This window comes from Spirillospora sp. NPDC127506 (assembly GCF_040302145.1).
Taxonomy (GTDB): domain Bacteria; phylum Actinomycetota; class Actinomycetes; order Streptosporangiales; family Streptosporangiaceae; genus Spirillospora.
The window spans coordinates 315627-334387 of sequence record NZ_JBEORG010000001.1 but is presented as its reverse complement, the minus strand read 5'-3'; the positions used below and the strand labels follow the sequence as shown (position 1 = coordinate 334387).

20 protein-coding genes are annotated in these 18761 nt (G+C 70.6%); 9 read left to right on the top strand and 11 right to left on the bottom strand.

The genetic code is table 11. The features are described 5' to 3' along the window. Nucleotide 1 precedes the first annotated feature (1 nt). From ABTW95_RS01620 to ABTW95_RS01590, 7 genes are read right to left on the bottom strand one after another with little or no spacing between them, the layout of a single operon-like run. Complete coding sequence (locus ABTW95_RS01620) at nt 2–310, bottom strand: MlaD family protein (RefSeq protein WP_500223597.1); 309 nt, start codon at nt 308–310, stop codon at nt 2–4. Then, entirely contained in the window at nt 310–1377 is a 1068-nt protein-coding gene (locus ABTW95_RS01615) for an MCE family protein (protein WP_396450415.1), read from the bottom strand. Before ABTW95_RS01615 ends, ABTW95_RS01620 begins: the two co-directional genes overlap by 1 nt. Continuing rightward, entirely contained in the window at nt 1377–2399 is a 1023-nt protein-coding gene (locus ABTW95_RS01610) for an MCE family protein (protein WP_396450417.1), read from the bottom strand. Before ABTW95_RS01610 ends, ABTW95_RS01615 begins: the two co-directional genes overlap by 1 nt. After that, complete coding sequence (locus ABTW95_RS01605; protein ID WP_396450419.1) at nt 2399–3478, bottom strand: MCE family protein; 1080 nt, start codon at nt 3476–3478, stop codon at nt 2399–2401. The genes ABTW95_RS01610 and ABTW95_RS01605 overlap by 1 nt, the downstream gene beginning before the upstream one ends. Further along, on the bottom strand, nt 3475–4551 hold the full coding sequence (locus tag ABTW95_RS01600; protein ID WP_396450420.1) for an MlaD family protein: 1077 nt from the start codon (nt 4549–4551) through the stop codon (nt 3475–3477). The genes ABTW95_RS01605 and ABTW95_RS01600 overlap by 4 nt, the downstream gene beginning before the upstream one ends. Beyond that, entirely contained in the window at nt 4548–5402 is an 855-nt protein-coding gene (locus ABTW95_RS01595) for an ABC transporter permease (protein ID WP_396450422.1), read from the bottom strand. The genes ABTW95_RS01600 and ABTW95_RS01595 overlap by 4 nt, the downstream gene beginning before the upstream one ends. Next, complete coding sequence (locus tag ABTW95_RS01590; RefSeq protein WP_396450424.1) at nt 5402–6205, bottom strand: MlaE family ABC transporter permease; 804 nt, start codon at nt 6203–6205, stop codon at nt 5402–5404. Before ABTW95_RS01590 ends, ABTW95_RS01595 begins: the two co-directional genes overlap by 1 nt. A gap of 283 nt (nt 6206–6488) precedes the next feature. On the opposite strand from ABTW95_RS01590, the gene ABTW95_RS01585 reads away from it, so the two are divergent. The 4 genes from ABTW95_RS01585 (at nt 6489) to ABTW95_RS01570 (ending at nt 9524) form a co-directional block, all read left to right on the top strand. Then, nucleotides 6489–7103 (top strand): MarR family winged helix-turn-helix transcriptional regulator, encoded by a 615-nt coding sequence (locus ABTW95_RS01585; RefSeq protein WP_396450426.1) that lies wholly within the window; start codon nt 6489–6491, stop codon nt 7101–7103. A 72-nt stretch (nt 7104–7175) separates the two neighbouring features. Next, entirely contained in the window at nt 7176–8051 is an 876-nt protein-coding gene (locus tag ABTW95_RS01580; protein ID WP_396450428.1) for an aggregation-promoting factor C-terminal-like domain-containing protein, read from the top strand. A gap of 78 nt (nt 8052–8129) precedes the next feature. Further along, on the top strand, nt 8130–8783 hold the full coding sequence (locus ABTW95_RS01575; protein WP_396450430.1) for a TetR/AcrR family transcriptional regulator: 654 nt from the start codon (nt 8130–8132) through the stop codon (nt 8781–8783). Between the two features lie 93 nt (nt 8784–8876). Further along, nucleotides 8877–9524, top strand: coding sequence for a TetR/AcrR family transcriptional regulator (locus ABTW95_RS01570; RefSeq protein ID WP_396450431.1), 648 nt, complete (start codon nt 8877–8879; stop codon nt 9522–9524). Nucleotides 9525–9560: 36 nt separating this feature from the next. On the opposite strand, the gene ABTW95_RS01565 is transcribed toward ABTW95_RS01570, so the two are convergent. Both ABTW95_RS01565 and ABTW95_RS01560 read right to left on the bottom strand, forming a co-directional pair. Next, entirely contained in the window at nt 9561–9947 is a 387-nt protein-coding gene (locus tag ABTW95_RS01565) for a nitroreductase family deazaflavin-dependent oxidoreductase (protein ID WP_396450433.1), read from the bottom strand. Between the two features lie 19 nt (nt 9948–9966). Next, the gene (locus tag ABTW95_RS01560) at nt 9967–11430 is read right to left on the bottom strand and encodes a flavin-containing monooxygenase (protein ID WP_396450435.1); all 1464 of its coding nucleotides are present in this window, start codon (nt 11428–11430) and stop codon (nt 9967–9969) included. 82 nt (nt 11431–11512) lie between these two features. Between ABTW95_RS01560 and ABTW95_RS01555 the strand changes: the two genes are divergently transcribed. After that, nucleotides 11513–12175, top strand: coding sequence for a TetR/AcrR family transcriptional regulator (locus tag ABTW95_RS01555; protein ID WP_396450437.1), 663 nt, complete (start codon nt 11513–11515; stop codon nt 12173–12175). Here ABTW95_RS01555 and ABTW95_RS01550 read toward each other — a convergent pair. Then, nucleotides 12111–12788, bottom strand: coding sequence for a TetR/AcrR family transcriptional regulator (locus ABTW95_RS01550; protein WP_396450439.1), 678 nt, complete (start codon nt 12786–12788; stop codon nt 12111–12113). The genes ABTW95_RS01555 and ABTW95_RS01550 overlap by 65 nt on opposite strands. A gap of 123 nt (nt 12789–12911) precedes the next feature. Here ABTW95_RS01550 and ABTW95_RS01545 point away from each other — a divergent pair, with 123 nt between their 5' ends. From ABTW95_RS01545 to ABTW95_RS01535, 3 genes are read left to right on the top strand one after another with little or no spacing between them, the layout of a single operon-like run. Next, nucleotides 12912–14033 (top strand): ferritin-like domain-containing protein, encoded by a 1122-nt coding sequence (locus ABTW95_RS01545; protein WP_396450441.1) that lies wholly within the window; start codon nt 12912–12914, stop codon nt 14031–14033. A gap of 43 nt (nt 14034–14076) precedes the next feature. Next, entirely contained in the window at nt 14077–14940 is an 864-nt protein-coding gene (locus ABTW95_RS01540; RefSeq protein ID WP_500223590.1) for an SDR family NAD(P)-dependent oxidoreductase, read from the top strand. A gap of 54 nt (nt 14941–14994) precedes the next feature. Next, a complete protein-coding gene (locus ABTW95_RS01535; protein WP_500223588.1) occupies nt 14995–15966 on the top strand; it encodes an AurF N-oxygenase family protein in 972 nt (323 codons plus the stop codon). Between the two features lie 341 nt (nt 15967–16307). Here ABTW95_RS01535 and ABTW95_RS01530 read toward each other — a convergent pair whose 3' ends face one another. Further along, the gene (locus ABTW95_RS01530; RefSeq protein WP_396450446.1) at nt 16308–17033 is read right to left on the bottom strand and encodes a hypothetical protein; all 726 of its coding nucleotides are present in this window, start codon (nt 17031–17033) and stop codon (nt 16308–16310) included. A gap of 124 nt (nt 17034–17157) precedes the next feature. Here ABTW95_RS01530 and ABTW95_RS01525 point away from each other — a divergent pair, with 124 nt between their 5' ends. Further along, complete coding sequence (locus ABTW95_RS01525; protein ID WP_396450448.1) at nt 17158–18717, top strand: ATP-dependent DNA ligase; 1560 nt, start codon at nt 17158–17160, stop codon at nt 18715–18717. The last annotated feature ends 44 nt before the right edge of the window (nt 18718–18761 follow it).

The following is an 18761-nucleotide window of genomic DNA, read 5'->3' as shown; positions in this document are numbered from 1 at the left end:
GCTACAGGTCCACGTAGTTCTCGCCGAGCAGCGAGGTCACCTTGATCTCGGCCCTGGTGCCCTTGGGGATCTTGATGCCGTCCTCGATGGACAGCGTCGCCCTCGCCTTGTAGCCGACCAGCTCGACCTTCGTGACGGTGCCGATCGTGATGTCGGACATCTGCACGCTGTGCCCGGCGACGAGGCCCTGCGCGTCGTCGAACGTGGCGGTGAGCGTCAGATCGCCCTTCGGCGCGCCGGCCGTCTGGTACGAGCAGCCCGAGACCGCGAGGGCCACGGCGACCACGAGGAGGAGGATCTTCCCGCCCATCAGTTGCCTCCGTCCCAGGGGCAGTTGGAGTTCGGCTTGGGCAGCGGGCAGCCGACGTCGTCGGTGTTCATCAGGCCCTTCAGCCACGTCCGCAGGAACGCGTCGGTGGCGAACCGGATCTGCAGCGACTTGGTCCTCGGGTTGTAGCCGCCGATCAGGGCGTCGCCGATGCCGGGCAGCACGTGGAGCAGCTGCGCGATCTCCTTGGCGTTGCCCTTGAGGACCAGCGCCGCCCTGGTGAGGACGGCCAGGTCGTAGGGCAGGTTGCCCTTGTACTTCTGGAGCAGCTTGTCGCCGTTCTTCGCGAGGTCGAGGATGCCGCTGATCAGCTGCTGCAGCTCGCCCCGCTCGGAGCTGAGCACCCGGCTCGCCTCGCCGAAGTCCCGGATCATCGTGCCGAGGACCTGCTCGCGCCCGCGCACCACCCCGGCCAGCCGGTCGAGGTTCCGCGCGACCTCGATGAGCTCCTGGTCCTGCCCGGCGACGTTCTCGATGAGGCGGGCGCTCTGCTCGAGCGTGGCGTTGAACTCCTTGCCGTTGCCCCGCACCGTGTCGGCCGCGGTGCCGAGCGCGGACTGCATCTTGGTCGGGTCGAGCGCGTTCGCCAGGTTGGTGAAGGAGCTGAGCGCGTCGTCCACCTCGACCGGCACGTGCGTGCGCTCCATCGGGATGACGTTCGAGGTCTCCTTCGGCTCTCCCGGCTTCCACGCCGGATGCAGGACGAGGTTCCGCTCGCCGATCAGGTTCAGCGGGACGATCGACGCCTGCACGCCCTTCGGCAGCGGGACGTCGCCGCGCAGGTGGAACGTCACCTTGACCTTGTCGCCCTGGTTCTCGACCTTGTCGACGAGGCCGACGTCGGCGCCCATCACCTTGACCTTCGACTGCGGGTAGAAGGAGCGGGCCTTCGGCACGTAGACGACCATCGTGCGGTCGTCCGGCGACGGGGCGAGCGAGCAGCCGCCCAGCGACGCCGTCAGGGTGAGGCCGAGGGCGATCGCGATGCCCTTCGCCCTCGCCTTCCCGGGTGAGGCGGAGGGTCGTCCTCCCGCCGTGACGCGCCCCATCAGTTGCCTCCCTGGCCGCGCCGGGTGGAGATCGGGCCGGGCGGCTGCAGCGGGCCGAGCCCGGTGAGCACGCCCTCGACCCAGGGGCCGTTGCCCTTGAGGTTGGCGACCTGCTGGAACGTCGGCCCGAGCAGCGAGAAGTTCGTGTTCAGCGCGTCCATGTTGGGCGCGAGCCGAGTGGTCAGCAGGTGCAGGTTGCTGAGCAGGGTGTCGAGCTGCTTCTGGTTCTTGGCGATCACGTTGGACAGCGTCCGGACGGTGCGGCTGCCCTGCCCGATCGTCGCGGCCAGCTCGTCGCGCCGTTTCACCAGCGTCTGCAGCAGCACCCGGCTGGAGTCGATGATCTCGCGGAGCTGCCGGTCCTTGCTCGCCAGCGTCCCGGTGATCGTCTTGCTGCTCTCGATCAGCTGCTGGATCTGCGGGTAGGAGTCGTTGAGCATCCGGGACAGCTCCTGGATGTTGACCAGGATCCGGTTCAGCTTCTCCGCGCCCGGCGACTTGATCTTGTTGACCTCGGTGAGCAGCTTGTCGATGCTCTTCTCGTCGAGCCTGCCGACGATGTTCTGCGCGCCCTCCAGCGCGTCCGGGACGGTGAACGGGACGCTGGTGCGCGACAGCGGGATGCGCCGCCTCGACTCGGGGACGTCCGCCATGTAGGGCTTGGACACCGGGCCGGACAGCCGCAGGTAGCGGCCGCCGAGCAGCGTCGTCGTCTGGATCTCGGCCCGCGTCTTCGGCCCGAGGTCGATCCCGGCGTTCACGTGCCAGGTGACGATGACCTTGCCGTGCTTGAAGTCGGGTTTCACGGACGTGACGCGGCCCGCCTTCACGCCGGCCACCCGCACGTCCTGGCCCTTCTTCAGCCCGGAGGCGTCGCTGAACTCGCCGCTCATCGTGTAGCCGCGCTCGAACAGGTGCAGCTGCCCGACCGCGAACGCGAACACGCAGGCCGCGCCGAGCGCGGTGAGCGTGACGATCGCGACGAGCTTGTGGTCGACGTCGCGCAGGGACCTCAGCGCCATCAGCCGCCACCCCCCTGGAGCATCTTCCTCAGCTTGGCGAGGTCGTCCTTGGACGGCCCGTCCGTCCCGGGCGCTCTCGGCAGCTCCATCGGGAATGGACACGGTCCCTGCATCACGTTCAGGCAGAGAGCGTTCGTGCGCAGGAAGTGGCCGCCGTTGGCGGAGGCGAAGAGCTGGCGCAGCGTCAGCGGAAGCTGCTGCACCATCTTCTCCAGCTGGTCGACGTTGAGCCGGAACGTCTCGGCGAACTTGCCGAGGTTGTCGACGATGCGGGCGAGCTGCGCGTCGTTGCCGCCGAGGACCTGGTTGAGGTTGGTGGTGACGCCGTCGATCTCGACGATCGCGTTCTCCAGCAGCCTGCGGTTGTTCGCGAACACCTTGGTCAGCGACTGCAGGTTGTCGATGCTCGCCGCGATCTGCTTGTCGCGGGTGGCGACGGCGGCGCTCACCGTCTCGTAGTCGTCGATCATCCCCTCGATCGTCTTCTTGCGCGCCGCGAACGTCTGGAGCAGCAGGTCCAGGTTGTCGGTCAGCGCCGAGATGTTCTGCTCGTTGCCGTCCAGCGCCTGGGAGAAGGCGAAAAGGATCTTGTTGAGCTGGTTCGGGTCGAGGTTGCGGGTCAGCGGGCCGAGCGCGTTCACGACGTCGCCGAGGTCCACCGCGGACCGGGTGTGCGGGACGCGGTCGCCGTCGCCCAGCATGCTCTGGCTCGACCCCGGCTCCAGGTAGACGACCCGCTGCCCCATGACGTTGCGCCAGCGGATCGCGGCGGTGGAGTCGGAGGGCAGCCGCACGTCCTTGTCGACGGCCATCTTCACGACGGCCTTGCCGCGCACCACCTCGATGCTGTCGACCTGGCCGACCGGCGTCCCGGCGACCTTCACGTCGTCGCCTTCGAGCAGGCCGGTGACGTCGTCGAACGTCGCGGTCAGCTTGTAGCGGGCGTGGAAGCTGGTGCCGAGGATCTGCTGGCCGATGTAGAAGGTCAGCAGCCCGGTCAGCGCCACGAAGACCAGCGTCTTCAGGGTCGTGGCGTAGTCGGGTCCGCGCGCCGCCTTGCGGCGCATCCGCGGGCTCACGGGCGCCCCCCGGTCTTGTTCTGCGCCGGAAGCCGCAGCTCGAAGGCGGTCTTCTGCGGCTTGGCCGTACAGGCGTCCACGAAGATCTGGCAGATGTCCAGCGGGAGGTCGTTGCGCGCCTGGGCGATGACGGTGCCCTCCGGGCCGGGGACGCGGATGATCTGCGCCAGCAGGTTGAAGAACCCGTTCAGGCTGTCCAGCAGCACCGGGATGTTGCGCCGCTGGCCGTTGAACACCGACACGACGTCGCCGCCGCCGTCGATGATGCTCCCGAGGTTGCGGCCGTGCTGCTGCAGGTTCCGGCCGAGCGTGTCACCGAGCCTGCTCGACCTGTCCAGCAGCTGCGAGACCTTGTCGGGACGCTCGTTGATCGCCTGGTTGAGCCGGTTGAAGTCGCCGGTGAACGCGGCGAGCGTGTCGCCGCGGGACGCGAACGTCCCCGACAGCCCGTTGATGTCGTTCAGCAGCGCGTTGATCGCCGCGCGGTCCCGGTGCGTCGCGTCGACGACGATGGCGCCGTTGTCGATCGTGCGGCGCAGCGCCTGCCCCTGCCCGGACAGCCCGGAGCCGAACGTGTGCAGGATGGCCGCCACGTCGTCGGGGTTGATCGCCTTGGTCAGGTTGTAGGCGGGCCACGCGGTGTCCGACAGCTCCTCCGGGTCGTGCGTCCTGGTGATCGTCCCGCCGTCCTTCAGGTACGGGCCGCTCAGCTCGTGCGCGCCGAGGTCGAGGCTGATGTCCTTCGGCCCGAACACCGAGACCGGCTCGACCGTCGCGACCGCCGTGTCGGCGACCTTGACGCCCTTGTCGACCCGGATCCGGACGGTGACGCGGCCGTTGCCGGTCAGCTTCAGGTGGTCGACGGTGCCGACGGAGATCCCGCGGACCTTCACCTCGGACTTGCCCGCGTCGAGGCCCTGCCCCGCCCGGCCGAACGTCGCGTTGTAGTACGTGGAGCCCGAGTGGCCGGGCGTGGAGCCGATCGCGACGAACGCCGCCGCGGCCGCGATGACGCCCGCGCCGACCAGCCCGAAGGCCGTCCGGGAGCGCTGGGAGAGAGTCTCTTCGCTCATCCGGTCAACTTCACTGTGCTGCCGTGTCCCCAGAAGATGTAGGACAGGACCAGGTTCATGAGGATCATCAGGATGGTCGACTCCCGGATCGCGCGGCCGGCGGCGACGCCCACGCCCACCGGGCCGCCCGCCGCGTAGTAGCCGCGGTAGCAGTGGATGAACATGATGATGAAGGCGAACACGGCGACCTTGATGACGCTGTAGAACACGTCGATCGGCGGCAGGTAGAGGTGAAAGTAGTAGTCGTAGATACCGGGCGAAAGCCCGAAGTACTGGATCGTGATGAACCTGGTGGCGAAGAACGCCATGAACAGTGAGACCAGGTACAGCGGCACGAGCGCGATGACGCCGGCGGCGACGCGGGTGCACACCAGGTAGGCCAGGGAGTTGATGCCCATGACCTCCAGCGCGTCGATCTCCTCGGAGATCCGCATCGCGCCGATCTCCGCGGTGAACCCGGTGCCGACCTGCGCGACCAGCGCCACCCCGGCGATGATCGGGGTGACCTCGCGGACGTTGGAGTAGCTCGCGACCAGCCCGGTGAACGCCTCGGCGCCGATGCGCTCCAGCCCGGGGTAGCCCTGCAGGCCGACCATCGCGCCGGTGGCGAGCGACATCGTCGCGATCACGAAGATCATGCCGCCGCCGATGACGAGCGCGCCCACGCCGACGGTGATGTCGCTGACCTGCTTGGCGAGCGTCTTGCCGTACTTGCGCTTCAGGATGATGTCGAACAGCAGGTGGTAGAGGACCCGGCCGAGGAAGATCGGCAGGTTGGCCGACGCGGCGAGGCCCGCGGTCCGGCCCCGGACGGCGCGGCCCAGCTTGCGGACGGGGGAAATGGCGACCATCAGAACCTCGGGGGGAAGAGGACCTGGTAGATCATGGTGAGGATGTAGTTCGTCGCGAACACCACGATCGAGGTGACGACGACGGCCTTGTTCACCGCGCGGCCGACGCCGACGGGGCCGTAGTCGCAGTTCATCCCCATGTAGCAGGCGACGGCGGCGGCGATGAAGCCGAACACCCACGCCTTGAACAGGGTGATGAGCAGGTCCGAGAACTGCAGCAGGGTCGTCGAGCCGTCGAAGAACGCGCCCGGGCTGACGCCCTGCTGGATGACGTTGAAGTAGTAACCGCCGAGCACGCCCGCCAGGATCACCACCGAGCACAGCAGCCCGGACACCATGCTCGCCGCCCACAGCCTGGGGGTGACCAGGCGGTGGATCGGGTTGATGCCCATGACCTCCATGGCCGCGAGTTCGTCGCGGATGTTGCGGGCGCCCATGTCGGCGGTGATGGCCGACCCGCCCACGCCGGAGACCAGCAGCGCGGCGGCCAGCGGCGCCACCTGCTGGATCATCGCGGCGGTGAGCAGCGCCCCGGTGCCCGACTGCGCGCCGAGCTGCCGTGCGATGTCGCCCACCTGCAGCGAGATGGTCGCGCCGAGCGGCACCGCGATGAGCATCACCGGGACGCTCGTGACGCGCGCCAGGAACCAGCACTGCTCGATGAACTCGCCCCACCACTGGCGCAGGTCCCAGGAGCGGCGCAGCCCTTCGAGGAGGGTCACGCACAGCAGCCCGGTCTCGTCGAGCGCCCGCTCGACGCGCCTGCGTGCCAGATCGGGAGCCTTGGTCAGGCTCAGGGCCATCAGCCGGTGACCTCCCCCGTGGGGGCGGGGCGAAGGTACATACCAGCCTCCTTCGTTCTCGGACGTCGGCGCCCATCCGATACTCCGGATTCCGCCGGCCCACAGGCGGCGCCCACGTACAGAGCCTTCGTTGCGCGCCACCGTGGTCTCGGCAGAGACCGGGATCACCGGGGGCCCAAGCAAGCACTCGGGCACCGTCTGTGATCTGTGGCACTCTATTGGAAGAAGGTCTAAGAAGCGAGTACTTACATCTGGATTTGTCCGAAGCTACGATCGGCGCACGATGATCGAGGCGGGGATCGAGGCGGGGCGGAAGATGGCGGACGACGTGGACGGCGGCGCGGACCCGCTGGTCATGGGCGTCCGCGACCGCTGGGAGAAGCAGGGCCTGCACGGCGAGCCGTGGCCGTTCATGGCGATCTGCTCGGTCGGCCGGCTCAACCAGCTGATGAAGAAGGCGCTCGACGACGAGGTGCAGCGGCTCGGCCTCACCCGGACCGGGTACTTCCTGCTCACCACGCTCGCCCTCACCTCGCACGGCAGCGCGCGGCTGAGCACGCTCGGCCGGTTCCTGATGATGCACCCGACGACGGTGAAGCTGACCGTCGACCAGCTGGAGGCCGCCGGGCTCGTCGGCCGCGCCCGGCATCCGCGCGACCGGCGCGCCACGCTCGTCGAGATCACCCCCGCCGGGCGGGACCGGGTCAACGCGGTCGGCCTCGCCCTGGAGGCGCCCGGCAGCGCCTTCGCCGCGTTCGGCGGCATGCACCGGGACCTGTTCGAGGCGCTGCAGCCGGCGCGCCTCGCGGCCGGCGACGTCGAGCCCGTGGAACGCGGCAACGGCGAGGGCGGGGCCGGGCGCGGCGGTGACGGGACGCCGGTGACGGGACGGGGGTGAACCGCGTACCATGCCGCCCGCGTACCTTCACTCCGACACCACGACACCCGGGCGATAAGGCAGTCTTCTCCTATGCCACAGAGTCACGGCACGCGCAGACGTCCCGCCGGCGGCGGCCGGCGCGCCCGTCCCGAACGGGTCCCCCCACCGCGCGAGGCGCCCGACGCGTACGGCGCGGCCCGCCGCGGCGGCCCCCGCGACCGGTTCGACGGGCGCGACCGGTTCGACGGGCCCGGCCGGTTCGACCGGCCCGACCGGTCCGACGGGCCGCCCTCCCTCCCCCCGGAGAAGAAGCGCCGCGTACGCCGGGTCCTCACCAGCAACGTGACGATCACCGCCGCCGCGATCGCCGTGTTCGGCTCGGCCGTGGTGCTGGTCGACCTCGACCGGTTCACCGGCGACGACACCAAGCCGCCGCAGGCCGCCGCGGCCGGCCTGTCGACCAACGACATGCTCGCCAAGCTGACGTCGGCGTCCGACATGGACAAGGTCGCGGCCGACGCGATCGCCCACGCCAAGGAGCGCGCCTACAAGGAGCACCAGGCCGAGCTGAAGCGGCTCAAGGAGAAGGCCAAGCGGGACGCGGCGGCGCGGGCGAAGCTCAAGGCCCAGAAGGAGCGCGAGCGCCTCGCCAAGTCGAACCCGAGCTCCGCGCAGAACAAGGCGTACGGCAAGAAGATGAACGCCCTCAAGGGCTGGGGCCGCTGCTGGCCGTCCCTGCTGACGCTGTGGAACCACGAGAGCGGCTGGAACGAGCGGGCCCAGAACCCGTCCAGCGGCGCCTACGGCATCCCGCAGGCGCTCCCCGGGTCGAAGATGGTCAGCGCCGGGGCCGACTGGCGCACCAGCTCGCCCACCCAGATCGCGTGGGGCCTCGGCTACATCAAGGCCCGCTACAAGGACCCGTGCGGCGCCTGGTCGTTCTGGCAGGCGCACCACTGGTACTGAGCGGACCGCCTGTGCCGAGCATCCGCCGCCGGGCACCGGTTCCGCGTCCGCGCGTCCGCGACCTGGCACCATGGAGGGATGCGGACGAGCAGGGCGCGCCAGGGGAACGAGACCGCGAACGGCGACGGGCACGCGGGCGGAGGGCGGCAGTGGGCCCGCGCCGACGCCACCCGTCAGGCGCTGCTCAGCGCGGCGCAGCGGGTCTTCGCCGACCGCGGCTACGCCGACGCGGGCATCGCCGAGATCGTCGAGCGGTCCGGGATCAGCGTCGGCAGCCTCTACCACCACTACGGCGGCAAGGCCGGGCTGTACGTGGCGCTGTGGGAGGAGCTGACCGCCGAGCAGGAGGCGAGCGCCGCGCAGGCGGTGTCCGCCGCCCGCAAGGAGGGGGAGTCCGACCCGATAGCGCTGTTCACCGCCGGCGCCCGCGCCTACCTGCGGGTGTGCTGGGAGCGCCGGGAGGCGGCCCGGCTGTTCCTCGACGGCGAGGGGCCGTCCGGCTCGTCGCTGATGCGGCGCAGCCGCGCCCAGCACTGGATCGCGCAGAACACCAAGCTGCTGCGCGGCCCCGCGCCCGGCGAGCCGGCCGGGCGGGCCGAGCAGGTGCTGAGCCTGGTGCTCACCACGGTCATCGGCGAGGCCGGGCGGGAGATCGCCACGGCGGAGAGCGAGGACGAGGCCGCGGAGATCATCGACGAGGTGTGCCGGATCCTGATCCGCCTCGCCCGCTGAGCGGCACGGGTGACGTTCGCGTCACGCGGGACGCCACGGACCGTTATCCTGACCTTCTGGTTACCGGTTCCTGACGGAAAGTCGAAGGAGTCCATGCCGACGTCGACCTGGTTCCGCCTCAACGTCGCCAAGCGCGAACGGGTGCTCGAGGTGGCGATGCGCGAGTTCGGGGAGCACGGGTACTCGACCGGCAGCCTGAACACCATCGCGCGCGAGGCCGGCATCGCCAAGGGCTCGCTGTTCCAGTACTTCAGCGACAAGCTGGAGTTCTTCGCGTTCGTGTGCGACGAGACGTCCCGCCGCATCCGCGAGGAGATGGAGCGCCGCATCGAGCGGGTGGATTTCGACCAGTCCTTCGACGAGTGGCTGTTCGACGTCCTGTGCGACTGGACTGAGTACATGGCCGACCACCCGCTGGAGCGCGGCGTCACCGCGGCGACGAACTTCGAGCTCGACAACAGCGTCCGGTCCGTGGTCCGCGACACCGCGAACCAGCACTACCTGCAGGTCATCCACCCGACGCTGGAGCTGTGGAAGGCGGAGGGCGCCATCCGCGAGGACGCCGACCTCGACGTCCTCGCCACCTGGCTGATGACGCTGCTGCCGTTCCTGGCGCTGGCGCCGTACTACGACGGCCTCGACCCCATCCACGACCTGCGGGGCCGCACCCCGGCCGAGCAGCGCCCGGTGATCCGGCAGCTCGTCGCGGGCTTCCGCCCCATGTTCGCGCCCGAGAAGTAGCGGGCCGGGAGGAAGCAGCGGGCCGGGAGGCAGCGGTCAGTCCGCGTCCTCGATGTCGGCGACGAGGACGTCCATCCAGCGGGCGGCGTAGCGGCCCGGCCGGGGCAGGTCGCCCGCCTCGGCGGCGGTCAGCACCCGCGGGTTCGCGATGCGCCGGACGCGGCCCATCCGCTGCACGCCGCCGCGCCCCTCGGCGAGCAGGTTGCGCACCCAGTCGGTGTCCCGCCCGTACGGGAGCCCGACGATGAGCCGCCGGCCGCTGCGGAACGCCGTCACCGGCGTCCGGTACTCGCGGCCCGACCTGCGGCCCCGGTGCACGATCACCGCGAGCGGCGGCACGTAGGGGGCGTAGACGCCCTGGATCCGGTTGGTGACCGCCTTGTTGAAGCGGGGAGCCCATCTCGGCATCAGCGGCTTCGGCATGCCCCCATGAGTAACACGCTCAGCGGGTGATGAGGTACTCGTCCGGGTCGGCCTTGCGGCAGGTCGCCCAGAACTCGAAGGTGTGCCCCGGCCACAGGGTGCGGTTGACGCCCTGGTCGTCCAGGTACCAGCTGCTGCAGCCGCCCTCGTTCCACACGGCGCGGCGCAGCCGCCGCTGCATGCGGTCGTTGAAGCGGCGCGCGGCCTCCGGCTTCGGCTCGATCGCGTCGCCGCCCCGCTCCTGCAGGAGGCGCAGGCAGCTCAGCACGTGCTGGATCTGCACCTCGATCATGAAGACGACGGAGTTGTGGCCGAGGCCGGTGTTCGGGCCGAGCAGCATGAAGAAGTTCGGCATGCCGGGGATCGTGGTGCCGCGGTGCGCCTCGATGCCGTCGGCCCAGATCTCCTGGAGCTTGACGCCGTTCCGGCCGGTGACCCGCAGCTCGGTGAGGGCGTCGGTCACCTTGAAGCCGGTGCCGTAGATGATGCAGTCGACCTCGTATTCGCGTCCGTCCGCGGTGACGATCGAGCCCTCCCGGACCTCGGCGACGCCGGAGGTCTCAAGGTGCACGTTGGGGCGGGTGAGCGCCGGATAGTAGTCGTTGGACAGCAGGATCCGCTTGCAGCCGATCGTGTAGTCGGGCGTCACCTTGGCGCGCAGCTCCGGATCGGAGATCTGCCGCTCGATGTGCCGGCGGGCGATCTTCTCCTGCGGGGCGGACAGCCGCGGGTCGATGGTGAAGCCGACGGCGCGCGCCTCCAGCGCCCAGTAGATGCCGTTGCGGAAGGCGCGGGCGGTGCCGGGCACCTTCTCGAACACCTTGCGCACCGGGGCCGGGATCGCCACGTCCGGCTTCGGCTGGATCCACGGCGCCGTCCGCTGGAAGACCACGAGGTCGGCGGCCTTCTTCGCGACCTGCGGGACGAACTGGATCGCGGACGCGCCGGTCCCGATGACGGCGACGCGCTTGCCCGCGAGGTCGCAGGAGTGGTCCCACTCGGCGGAGTGGAACGCGGTGCCCCGGAACCGCTCCATGCCCGGCAGGTCGGGGAACGACGGGACGTGCAGGGCGCCGATGCCGGACACGACGGCCTTCGGGGTGAGCACCGTCCCGTCCGCGAGCGTCACGTTCCAGCGCCGGGCGTCGTCGTCGTACTCCATCGAGTCGACCCGCGCGCCGAACCGGATGTGCTCGCGCACCCGGTACTTGTCGGCGGTGCGCTCCATGTAGGAGCGGATCTCGGGCTGCGGCGCGAACATCCGCGTCCAGCCGGGATTCAGCTCGAAGGAGAACGAGTACATGTGCGAGGGGACGTCGCAGGCGCAGCCGGGGTAGGTGTTGTCGTGCCACGTTCCGCCGAGCGCGTCGCTCTTCTCCAGGACGGCGAAGTCGTGGAAGCCGTTCTGCTTGAGCCGGATCGCCATGCCGAGGCCGGCGAAGCCGGAGCCGATGATGACGATCGCCGGGGCGCGCTCGCTCATAACCCATCCTCTCACGTAACCTACTTCCGGTAAGTTACCCGGAGTAGGTTACTGACGGTAGGTCCAACAGAGAGGTTCCCCTGTGAATGCCGCCACACCGCAGCCTCCCGCCCGCCGCAGGCGGATGTCCCGGGCCGCGCGCGAGCAGCAGATGCTGGACGTGGCGGAGGAGGTGTTCGGCGAGCGCGGCTACCAGGCCACCTCGATGGACGAGATCGCCGAGCGCTGCGGGGTCTCCAAGCCGATGCTCTACGAGTACTTCGGCTCCAAGGACGGGCTGCTCGTGGCGTGCGTGACCCGGTCCAAGGCGGAGCTGCTCGACGTCACGCAGAAGGCCATGGCGGGCGCCGCCACCCCCGAGGACGTCCTGTGGCGCGGCATGGTCGCCTACTTCTCCTTCATCGACGCCCACAGCGACTCGTTCGCAATGCTGCTGCGCGAGCCGACGGCCGCGTCCCCGGAGACCGCCGAGGCCGTGGAGGCGACCAGGCGGCAGCAGAGCGCGCTGATCGCCGGGGTGCTGGCGACGTTCGCGCCGTCCGCGCCCGCCGACGTGATCGAGGCGTACACGCAGATCATCATGGGGGCGAGCGAGCGGATGGCGCTGTGGCTGACGAGCCGCCCCGACGTGTCGGCCGAGGACGCGGCCCGCCACATGACCGACTTCTGCCGGCAGGGCCTCAGCCCGTACCTGGCCCCGGCTTCCCCGCCGGCCGGCGGGGAAGCGCCTCCAGAGCCGCGATGAGCAGGTCGAGGCCGAACTCGAAGTCGCTCTCCGGGTCGTGCGCGGCCAGCTGGGGGCCGTAGGCGATGACGTGCGGGAACTCCTCCGGGTCGAGGCGGTTCCACGACTCGGCGCCGGTCTCGGCCAGGTGCCCGAGCATCTTCTCCATCCCCACCTCGCGCACCTGTGCGCCGATCGCGTAGGCGAGCAGCGCCCGCATGGTGCGCACGGCGGTCTCGGCGTCGAAGCCCGCCGCGTCGGCCAGCGCGAGCGCCCGCTCCATCGGCCGCAGCCCGGCCGCGGTGTCGACCTTGTGGGTGAGGACGATCGTCATGCAGCGCGGGTAGTCGTGCGCGACCTTCCGGAACGCGCGGACGAGGGCGCGCGCGCCCTCCTGCCAGGACCGGCCGGGGTCGTCCCCCAGCTCCAGGCCCTCGACGACCCGCTCCGCGACGCCCTCCAGCAGCGCGGTCTTGTTCGGGACGTGGTTGTAGAGGGACATGACGGCGACGTCCAGTTCGGCCGCGACCCGGCGCATCGACAGCGCCTCCGCGCCCTCCCGCTCGATCAGCGCGACCGCCGCCTGGACGATGCGGTCCCGGGTGAGCGCGGGGCGCGGGGTGTCGGAGGTCACCCGCCGCTCCTCTCTCCGCCGTTGGCATCACTCCGCCGTTGACATCGTAAGTGTCCCATGACACGGTACGTACATTGTACGTGAAACGTACACCGTACGTCCGCGCTTCGGGGAGGAGTGCCCTTGTCGACCCACGACCTCTACACCGACCCCGTCCCGGCCGAGACCTGGAACGTGCCGATGGCCGGCGACGCCAGGTTCACCTGGGAGTACGACGACGGCCGCGACCGCCTCCTCGCCCTGTACCAGAAGGGCAAGGACAAGCAGTGGGACTCGGTCAAGCGCATCGACTGGGACCTGGAGGTCGACCCGCACGACATCCTCGGCGTCCCCGACCAGTCCCTCGCCATCTACGGGACGAAGTACTGGGACATGCTGTCGGAGAAGGAGCGCGGCGAGCTGCGGCGGCACTCCACGTCGTGGCAGTTCTCCCAGTTCATGCACGGCGAGCAGGGCGCGATGGTCACCGCCGCCCGGATCGTGGAGTCGGTGCCCGACCTGGACTCCAAGTTCTACTCCGCCACCCAGGCGATGGACGAGGCGCGGCACGTCGAGCTGTTCACCCGGTTCCTGCACGAGAAGGTCGGGATGATCTACCCGATCAACACCAAGCTGCAGGACCTGCTGAACGAGACCCTCACCGACTCCCGCTGGGACATGCCCTACCTCGGCATGCAGGTGCTCATCGAGGGCCTCGCGCTCGCCGCGTTCGGCGTCATCCGCGACATCACGACCAAGCCGCTGCCGAAGCAGATCCTCGCCTACGTGATGCAGGACGAGGCCCGGCACGTCGCGTTCGGGCGGCTGGCGCTGCGCGACTACTACAAGCAGCTGTCGCCGGCCGAGCTGCGCGAGCGGGAGGACTTCGTCATCGAGGGCTGCTACCTGATGCGCGACCGCATCCGCGGCCGGGAGATCTGGACCAACTTCGGCATCGATCCGAAGGAGGTCGACGAGATGGTGGAGAACTCCCCCTACATGCGGATGTTCCAGAGCCTGCTGTTCAGCCGGATCGTCCCCTGCGTGAAGGACATCGGGCTGTGGAGCGAGCGCATTCAGCAGACCTACGACGACATGGGCGTCCTCGACATGTCGAAGGCCGACCTGGACGCGCTCATGAAGCAGGACGAGGAGATCGCCGAGAAGCTCGACACCGAGCGGTTCGCCGCCGAGGAGGCCGCCCGCAAGGCCGAGGTCGACGCCGTCGTCGCCGAGGCCGCCGTCGCCGATCCTGGGGCGTCCTGAGTAACTTTGGGACCACCCGGTCCGCACAGCCTCGGAGGTTCGCATGCCACTCGCGCATTTCGATGGAGCGCTCGCCGTCGTCACCGGTGCCGGCAGTGGCATCGGCCGGGCCGTCGCGCTCGCGCTGGCCGAGAGCGGAGCAAGCGTCATCGCGGCGGACATCGACCTGCCCGCCGCCGAGCGGACCATCGCCCGCGCGAAGTCGAACGGCACGGGCGGCACGGCCTACGAGGTGGACGTGGCGGACGCCGCCGCGATGGAGGCGTTCGCCGCCGAGGTGAAGGAGACGCACCGCGTCCCCGACATCGTCGTCAACAACGCGGGCGTCGCGGTCGCCGGGTCGTTCCTCGACACCGGGCTGGAGGACTGGGACCGCGTGATGGGCGTCAACCTGTGGGGCGTCATCCACGGGTCCCGGCTGTTCGGGCGGCAGATGCGCGACCGCGTCAACGCACTGCCCAACAAGCCCGACAAGCCGAACTTCGGCGGCCACATCGTCAACATCGCGTCCGCGGCCGCGTTCGCGCCGTGGCGCTCGATGCCCGCCTACTGCACGACGAAGGCCGCCGTGCTGATGCTCAGCGAGTGCCTGCGCGCGGAGCTGGCCGGCTCCCGGATCGGCGTCACCGCCGTCTGCCCAGGCTTCGTCAGCACCGACATCGTCAAGAACGGAACCTACGTCGACGGGGAGAGCGGGTCCCCCGAGAAGCTGAGGCAGCGCGGGCAGAAGGCCATCCGGCTGCGCAACTACCCGCCGGAGAAGGTCGCCGAGCGGGTCGTCCACGCCATCATCAAGAACAGGCCCGTGGTCCCCGTCAACTTCGAGGGCCACCTCCTGCACGTGCTCTCCCGCGTCTCCCCCGCCTCCCTGCGCCTTCTGGCCAGAATCCCCGCCCCCCAGGGCTGACGCCCCGCCAGGGCGCGGCCCCCGACCCTCCCCGTACTGAGAGGTGACGGAGCGATGCCCCCCGACGCGCTGCTCGGCGACGGCCGTCCCCGCACGTGGACGGCGCGGATCAGATGCAAGGACGGCGATCACACGCTGGAGCTGACGCACCGGGAGGTGGTCGCCGAGCGGCTGCTGCGGACGTCGCGCAGGCACTCGTTCGACCCGGACGCGGACGTCGACTGGGACGCCCCGCAGGACCCGGACGTCTTCTACATGCCTCCGCAGCTCGTGTCGATCTACGAGACGCCGCTGTGGGACGGGCTGACGCACCGGCAGCGGGTGGAGCTGACCAAGCGGGAGATGTGCAGCATCGCCTCGTTCGGCATCTGGTCGGAGATGCTGCTGATGCAGTCGCTGGTCATGCACGCCTACCGGCACCGCTACGACAGCGACCACGTCGCCTACGCGCTGACGGAGATCGCGGACGAGTGCCGCCACTCGAAGATGTTCGGCCGGATGGTGCGCACGTGCGGGCTGCGCACGCACCGGCCGCGGGCCCTGGAGTTCCACTTCGCGAAGCTGTTCGGCACCGTGTACGACCCGATGCCGATGTTCGCCGGAACCCTCGTCGTGGAGGAGTTCACCGACGCGTTCCAGCGGCTGACGTTCCCGGACGAGGACGTCCAGCCCCTGATCCGGCAGATCACCCGGATCCACGTGATCGAGGAGGCGCGGCACATCAGGTACGCGCGCGAGGAGCTGAAGCGGCTGGTCGCGGTGATCCCGGCGGTGCGGCGGCGGATGGCCGCCTACGGCATGGCGCAGGCGACCCGGCTGATGGGCGCGCAGGTGATCCACCCGTCCTGCTACACGGCGGTGGGGCTCGACCCGAAGCTCGCGCGCCGGGTGGCGGCGCGCAGCCCGCACCGGCGGGCGACCATGGCGTGGGCGTTCCGGAAGTGCACCGCGTTCTTCGACGAGGTCGGCTTCCTGGACGGGCGGGCGCGTGACGTGTGGCTCCGCGCGGGTCTACTGGAGCCATAACAGGTTCTACTCGCCGGCCATTTATCTCGACATCGAAGCGAGTTCTTAGAAATCAGTTCTTGAATGCGTCCGGCGGAGTGGTCCGGAATTCGGAAGGCGCAAGGGCCGCGGAGCGGGGTCCACTCCGCGGCCCGTCGAAGAAATACTGCGCCTGCCTGGGGTTATCTCACCCAGGACACTCCAATCGATGACACGGTCACGTCGTCGCCTCCTCCTCCCAGGCGTTTCCAGCATGCCGACCGGGTGCCTGGCGCGGGAGCATGATCGGCATACCGCCTCCCCTTTACCGAATCACCTTAGAAGGTGTTGACAAGAAATAGGTCGCGGTCGGCCGAATCAGGTCAGAAATCATTAAGCGCGGCGAGGACTTCGCGGGCGGCGGCGGTCGCCGTGGCGAGGATCTCCCGCTCCCGCTCGTCCTGCTCGGCGGCGTCCGGCGCCCGCTCGCTGTAGCTGACCGTGAAGACCGCGTTGCGGATCCGCGCCGTGACCTCCCCGACCACGGTCGGCTGCCCCTCGTCGGCCTTGAACCAGCGGTACGCCTCGTCGCCGACGCCGCTCTGCCGCTCCAGCGCGATGGTCCGGACGAGCGGGGCGTCGTGCGCCTGCGCCCACCGCGCGTCGTAGTAGCGCTCCGCGTCCCGCACCGGGGTCGCGGTGTTCTCCCGCGCGTACAGCCGCGCCTCCACCCGCAGCCAGCGGAACGACGACCCGGTCGAGGAGTACGTGCACGTGGTCAGCGTCGAGTTCGCGCTGTGCCGCTTCGCCGCCTCCGGCACGGCCTTCGCCACGGTGCCCGCGGAGACCGTCCCGCACGGCGGCGGCAGCGCCTCGACGATCCGCTCGGCGGAGGTCTGCGGCGCGGGCCGCCGCGGCGTCACCGCGGCCCGATCGGTGCCGCCCCGCTCCTTGCCGGGCGCCACGAGGAAGACCGCCACCGCCGCCGCCGCGAACGCGGCGGCCGCCACCAGCAGCACGAGCAGCCGCCTCGGCCGGCGCGCCGGAGACGGCGGCTCCGGCCCGGCGTACGGCCGGTGGAACGGTTCGACCGGACGCTGCAGCCCCACGTCCCGCTCCTCACTCCCCCGTCGCGTCATGGCCCCGCCCTCCCGTCAACGTAGTCAGGCGCGCCGCCCCTGACCAGGCCCCCTGACGGTGCTGATTGTCAGACCCCGGGGTCACACTGGAGGGGTGCTGATCGCTGACATCGCGCGGACGTCGGGGGCGGTGGCGGGCACCTCGGGCCGGAAGGCCAAGGTAGCCGCGCTCGCGGAGTGCCTGCGCCGCGCCGATCCGGGCGAGGCGCCCGCGGTCGTCGCCTACCTGTCCGGTGAGCTGCCGCAACGCCAGATCGGCGTGGGATACGCCGCACTGCGGGAGGTTCCGCCGCCCGCCGCCGAGCCGTCGCTGACCGTCCGGGAGGCGGACGCGGCGTTCACCGAGATCGGCGCCGTCTCCGGCCCCGGCTCGGTCGCCCGCCGCCGCGAGCTCGTCGCCGCGCTCATGGGCCGCGCCACCCGCCCCGAGCAGGACTTCCTCATCAGGCTCCTCGCGGGCGAGTTGCGCCAGGGCGCGCTGGACGGCGTGATGGCCGAGGCGATCGCGGCCGCGGCCGGGGTGAAGGCCGCCGAGGTGCGGCGCGCGTTCATGCTCCGCGGCTCCCTCGGCCCGGTCGCGACCGCCGCCCTCGCCGACGGGGCCGCCGGCCTGCGCGCCTTCACCCTGGAGGTCGGCCGCCCGGTCAAGCCCATGCTGGCCGCGTCGGCGCCGTCCATCGGCGACGCGTTCGCCAAGCTGAAGGCCGAGGCCGCGGTCGAGTGGAAGCTGGACGGCGTCCGCGCCCAGGTGCACGTCTCGGGCGGCGAGGTGCGCGTCTTCACCCGCACCCTCGACGAGATCACCGACCGGCTCCCCGAGGTCGTCGAGGCGGTGCGGGCGCTGCCCGTCCGCGCGGCCGTGCTCGACGGCGAGCTGATCGCGCTGCGCCCGGACGGCCGCCCCCACCCCTTCCAGGTGACCGCCGCGCGCACCGCGACCCGCACCGCGAAGAACACCGGTTCGGTCCCGCTGAGCGTCTTCCTGTTCGACGTCCTGTACCTCGACGAGGCCGGCGGCGCCGCGGAGGCCGCGGGCGGCGGCGCCGACCTGCTCGACGCGCCGGGGGCGGAGCGGAGCGCGGCGCTGGCGCGGGTCGTGCCGGAGGAGCTGCGCATGCCCCGGGTCGTGACCGGCGACCCGGCGCGGGCCAAGGAGGTCTTCGACGAGGCCGTGGCGCGGGGGCACGAGGGGGTCGTGATCAAGTCGCTCGACACGCCGTACACGGCCGGGCGGCGCGGCGCCGGGTGGATCAAGGTGAAGCCGCGGCACACGCTCGACCTCGTCGTGCTCGCCGTGGAGTGGGGGCACGGGCGCCGGCAGGGGCTGCTGTCCAACCTGCACCTCGGCGCGCGCGACCCCGAGACGGGCGGGTTCGTGATGCTCGGCAAGACGTTCAAGGGGCTCACCGACGAGCTGCTCGCCTGGCAGACCGAGCGGCTGCGGGAGCTGGCCGTGCGCGAGGACGGCTGGACGGTGCACGTCCGGCCGGAGCTGGTGGTCGAGATCGCGTTCGACGGGGTCCAGCACAGCCCGCGCTATCCGGGCGGCATCGCGCTGCGGTTCGCGCGGGTGCTGCGGTACCGGCCCGACAAGTCCGCCGCCGAGGCCGACACGATCGACACCGTCCGGGCCGTGGCCCCCGTCATGGACTAGCCCGCCCGCGGCGAGGGCCGCGTGCCCGGCCGTGCGGTCAGGGC

Bases quoted from the DNA above. Each gene is read 5' to 3' on its own strand.
- ABTW95_RS01620 (WP_500223597.1), bottom strand. From the start codon at position 310: ATGGGCGGGAAGATCCTCCTCCTCGTGGTCGCCGTGGCCCTCGCGGTC.
- ABTW95_RS01615 (WP_396450415.1), bottom strand. From the start codon at position 1,377: ATGGGGCGCGTCACGGCGGGAGGACGACCCTCCGCCTCACCCGGGAAG.
- ABTW95_RS01610 (WP_396450417.1), bottom strand. From the start codon at position 2,399: ATGGCGCTGAGGTCCCTGCGCGACGTCGACCACAAGCTCGTCGCGATC.
- ABTW95_RS01600 (WP_396450420.1), bottom strand. From the start codon at position 4,551: ATGAGCGAAGAGACTCTCTCCCAGCGCTCCCGGACGGCCTTCGGGCTG.
- ABTW95_RS01595 (WP_396450422.1), bottom strand. From the start codon at position 5,402: ATGGTCGCCATTTCCCCCGTCCGCAAGCTGGGCCGCGCCGTCCGGGGC.
- ABTW95_RS01590 (WP_396450424.1), bottom strand. From the start codon at position 6,205: ATGGCCCTGAGCCTGACCAAGGCTCCCGATCTGGCACGCAGGCGCGTC.
- ABTW95_RS01585 (WP_396450426.1), top strand. From the start codon at position 6,489: ATGATCGAGGCGGGGATCGAGGCGGGGCGGAAGATGGCGGACGACGTG.
- ABTW95_RS01580 (WP_396450428.1), top strand. From the start codon at position 7,176: ATGCCACAGAGTCACGGCACGCGCAGACGTCCCGCCGGCGGCGGCCGG.
- ABTW95_RS01575 (WP_396450430.1), top strand. From the start codon at position 8,130: ATGCGGACGAGCAGGGCGCGCCAGGGGAACGAGACCGCGAACGGCGAC.
- ABTW95_RS01570 (WP_396450431.1), top strand. From the start codon at position 8,877: ATGCCGACGTCGACCTGGTTCCGCCTCAACGTCGCCAAGCGCGAACGG.
- ABTW95_RS01565 (WP_396450433.1), bottom strand. From the start codon at position 9,947: ATGCCGAAGCCGCTGATGCCGAGATGGGCTCCCCGCTTCAACAAGGCG.
- ABTW95_RS01560 (WP_396450435.1), bottom strand. From the start codon at position 11,430: ATGAGCGAGCGCGCCCCGGCGATCGTCATCATCGGCTCCGGCTTCGCC.
- ABTW95_RS01540 (WP_500223590.1), top strand. From the start codon at position 14,077: ATGCCACTCGCGCATTTCGATGGAGCGCTCGCCGTCGTCACCGGTGCC.
- ABTW95_RS01535 (WP_500223588.1), top strand. From the start codon at position 14,995: ATGCCCCCCGACGCGCTGCTCGGCGACGGCCGTCCCCGCACGTGGACG.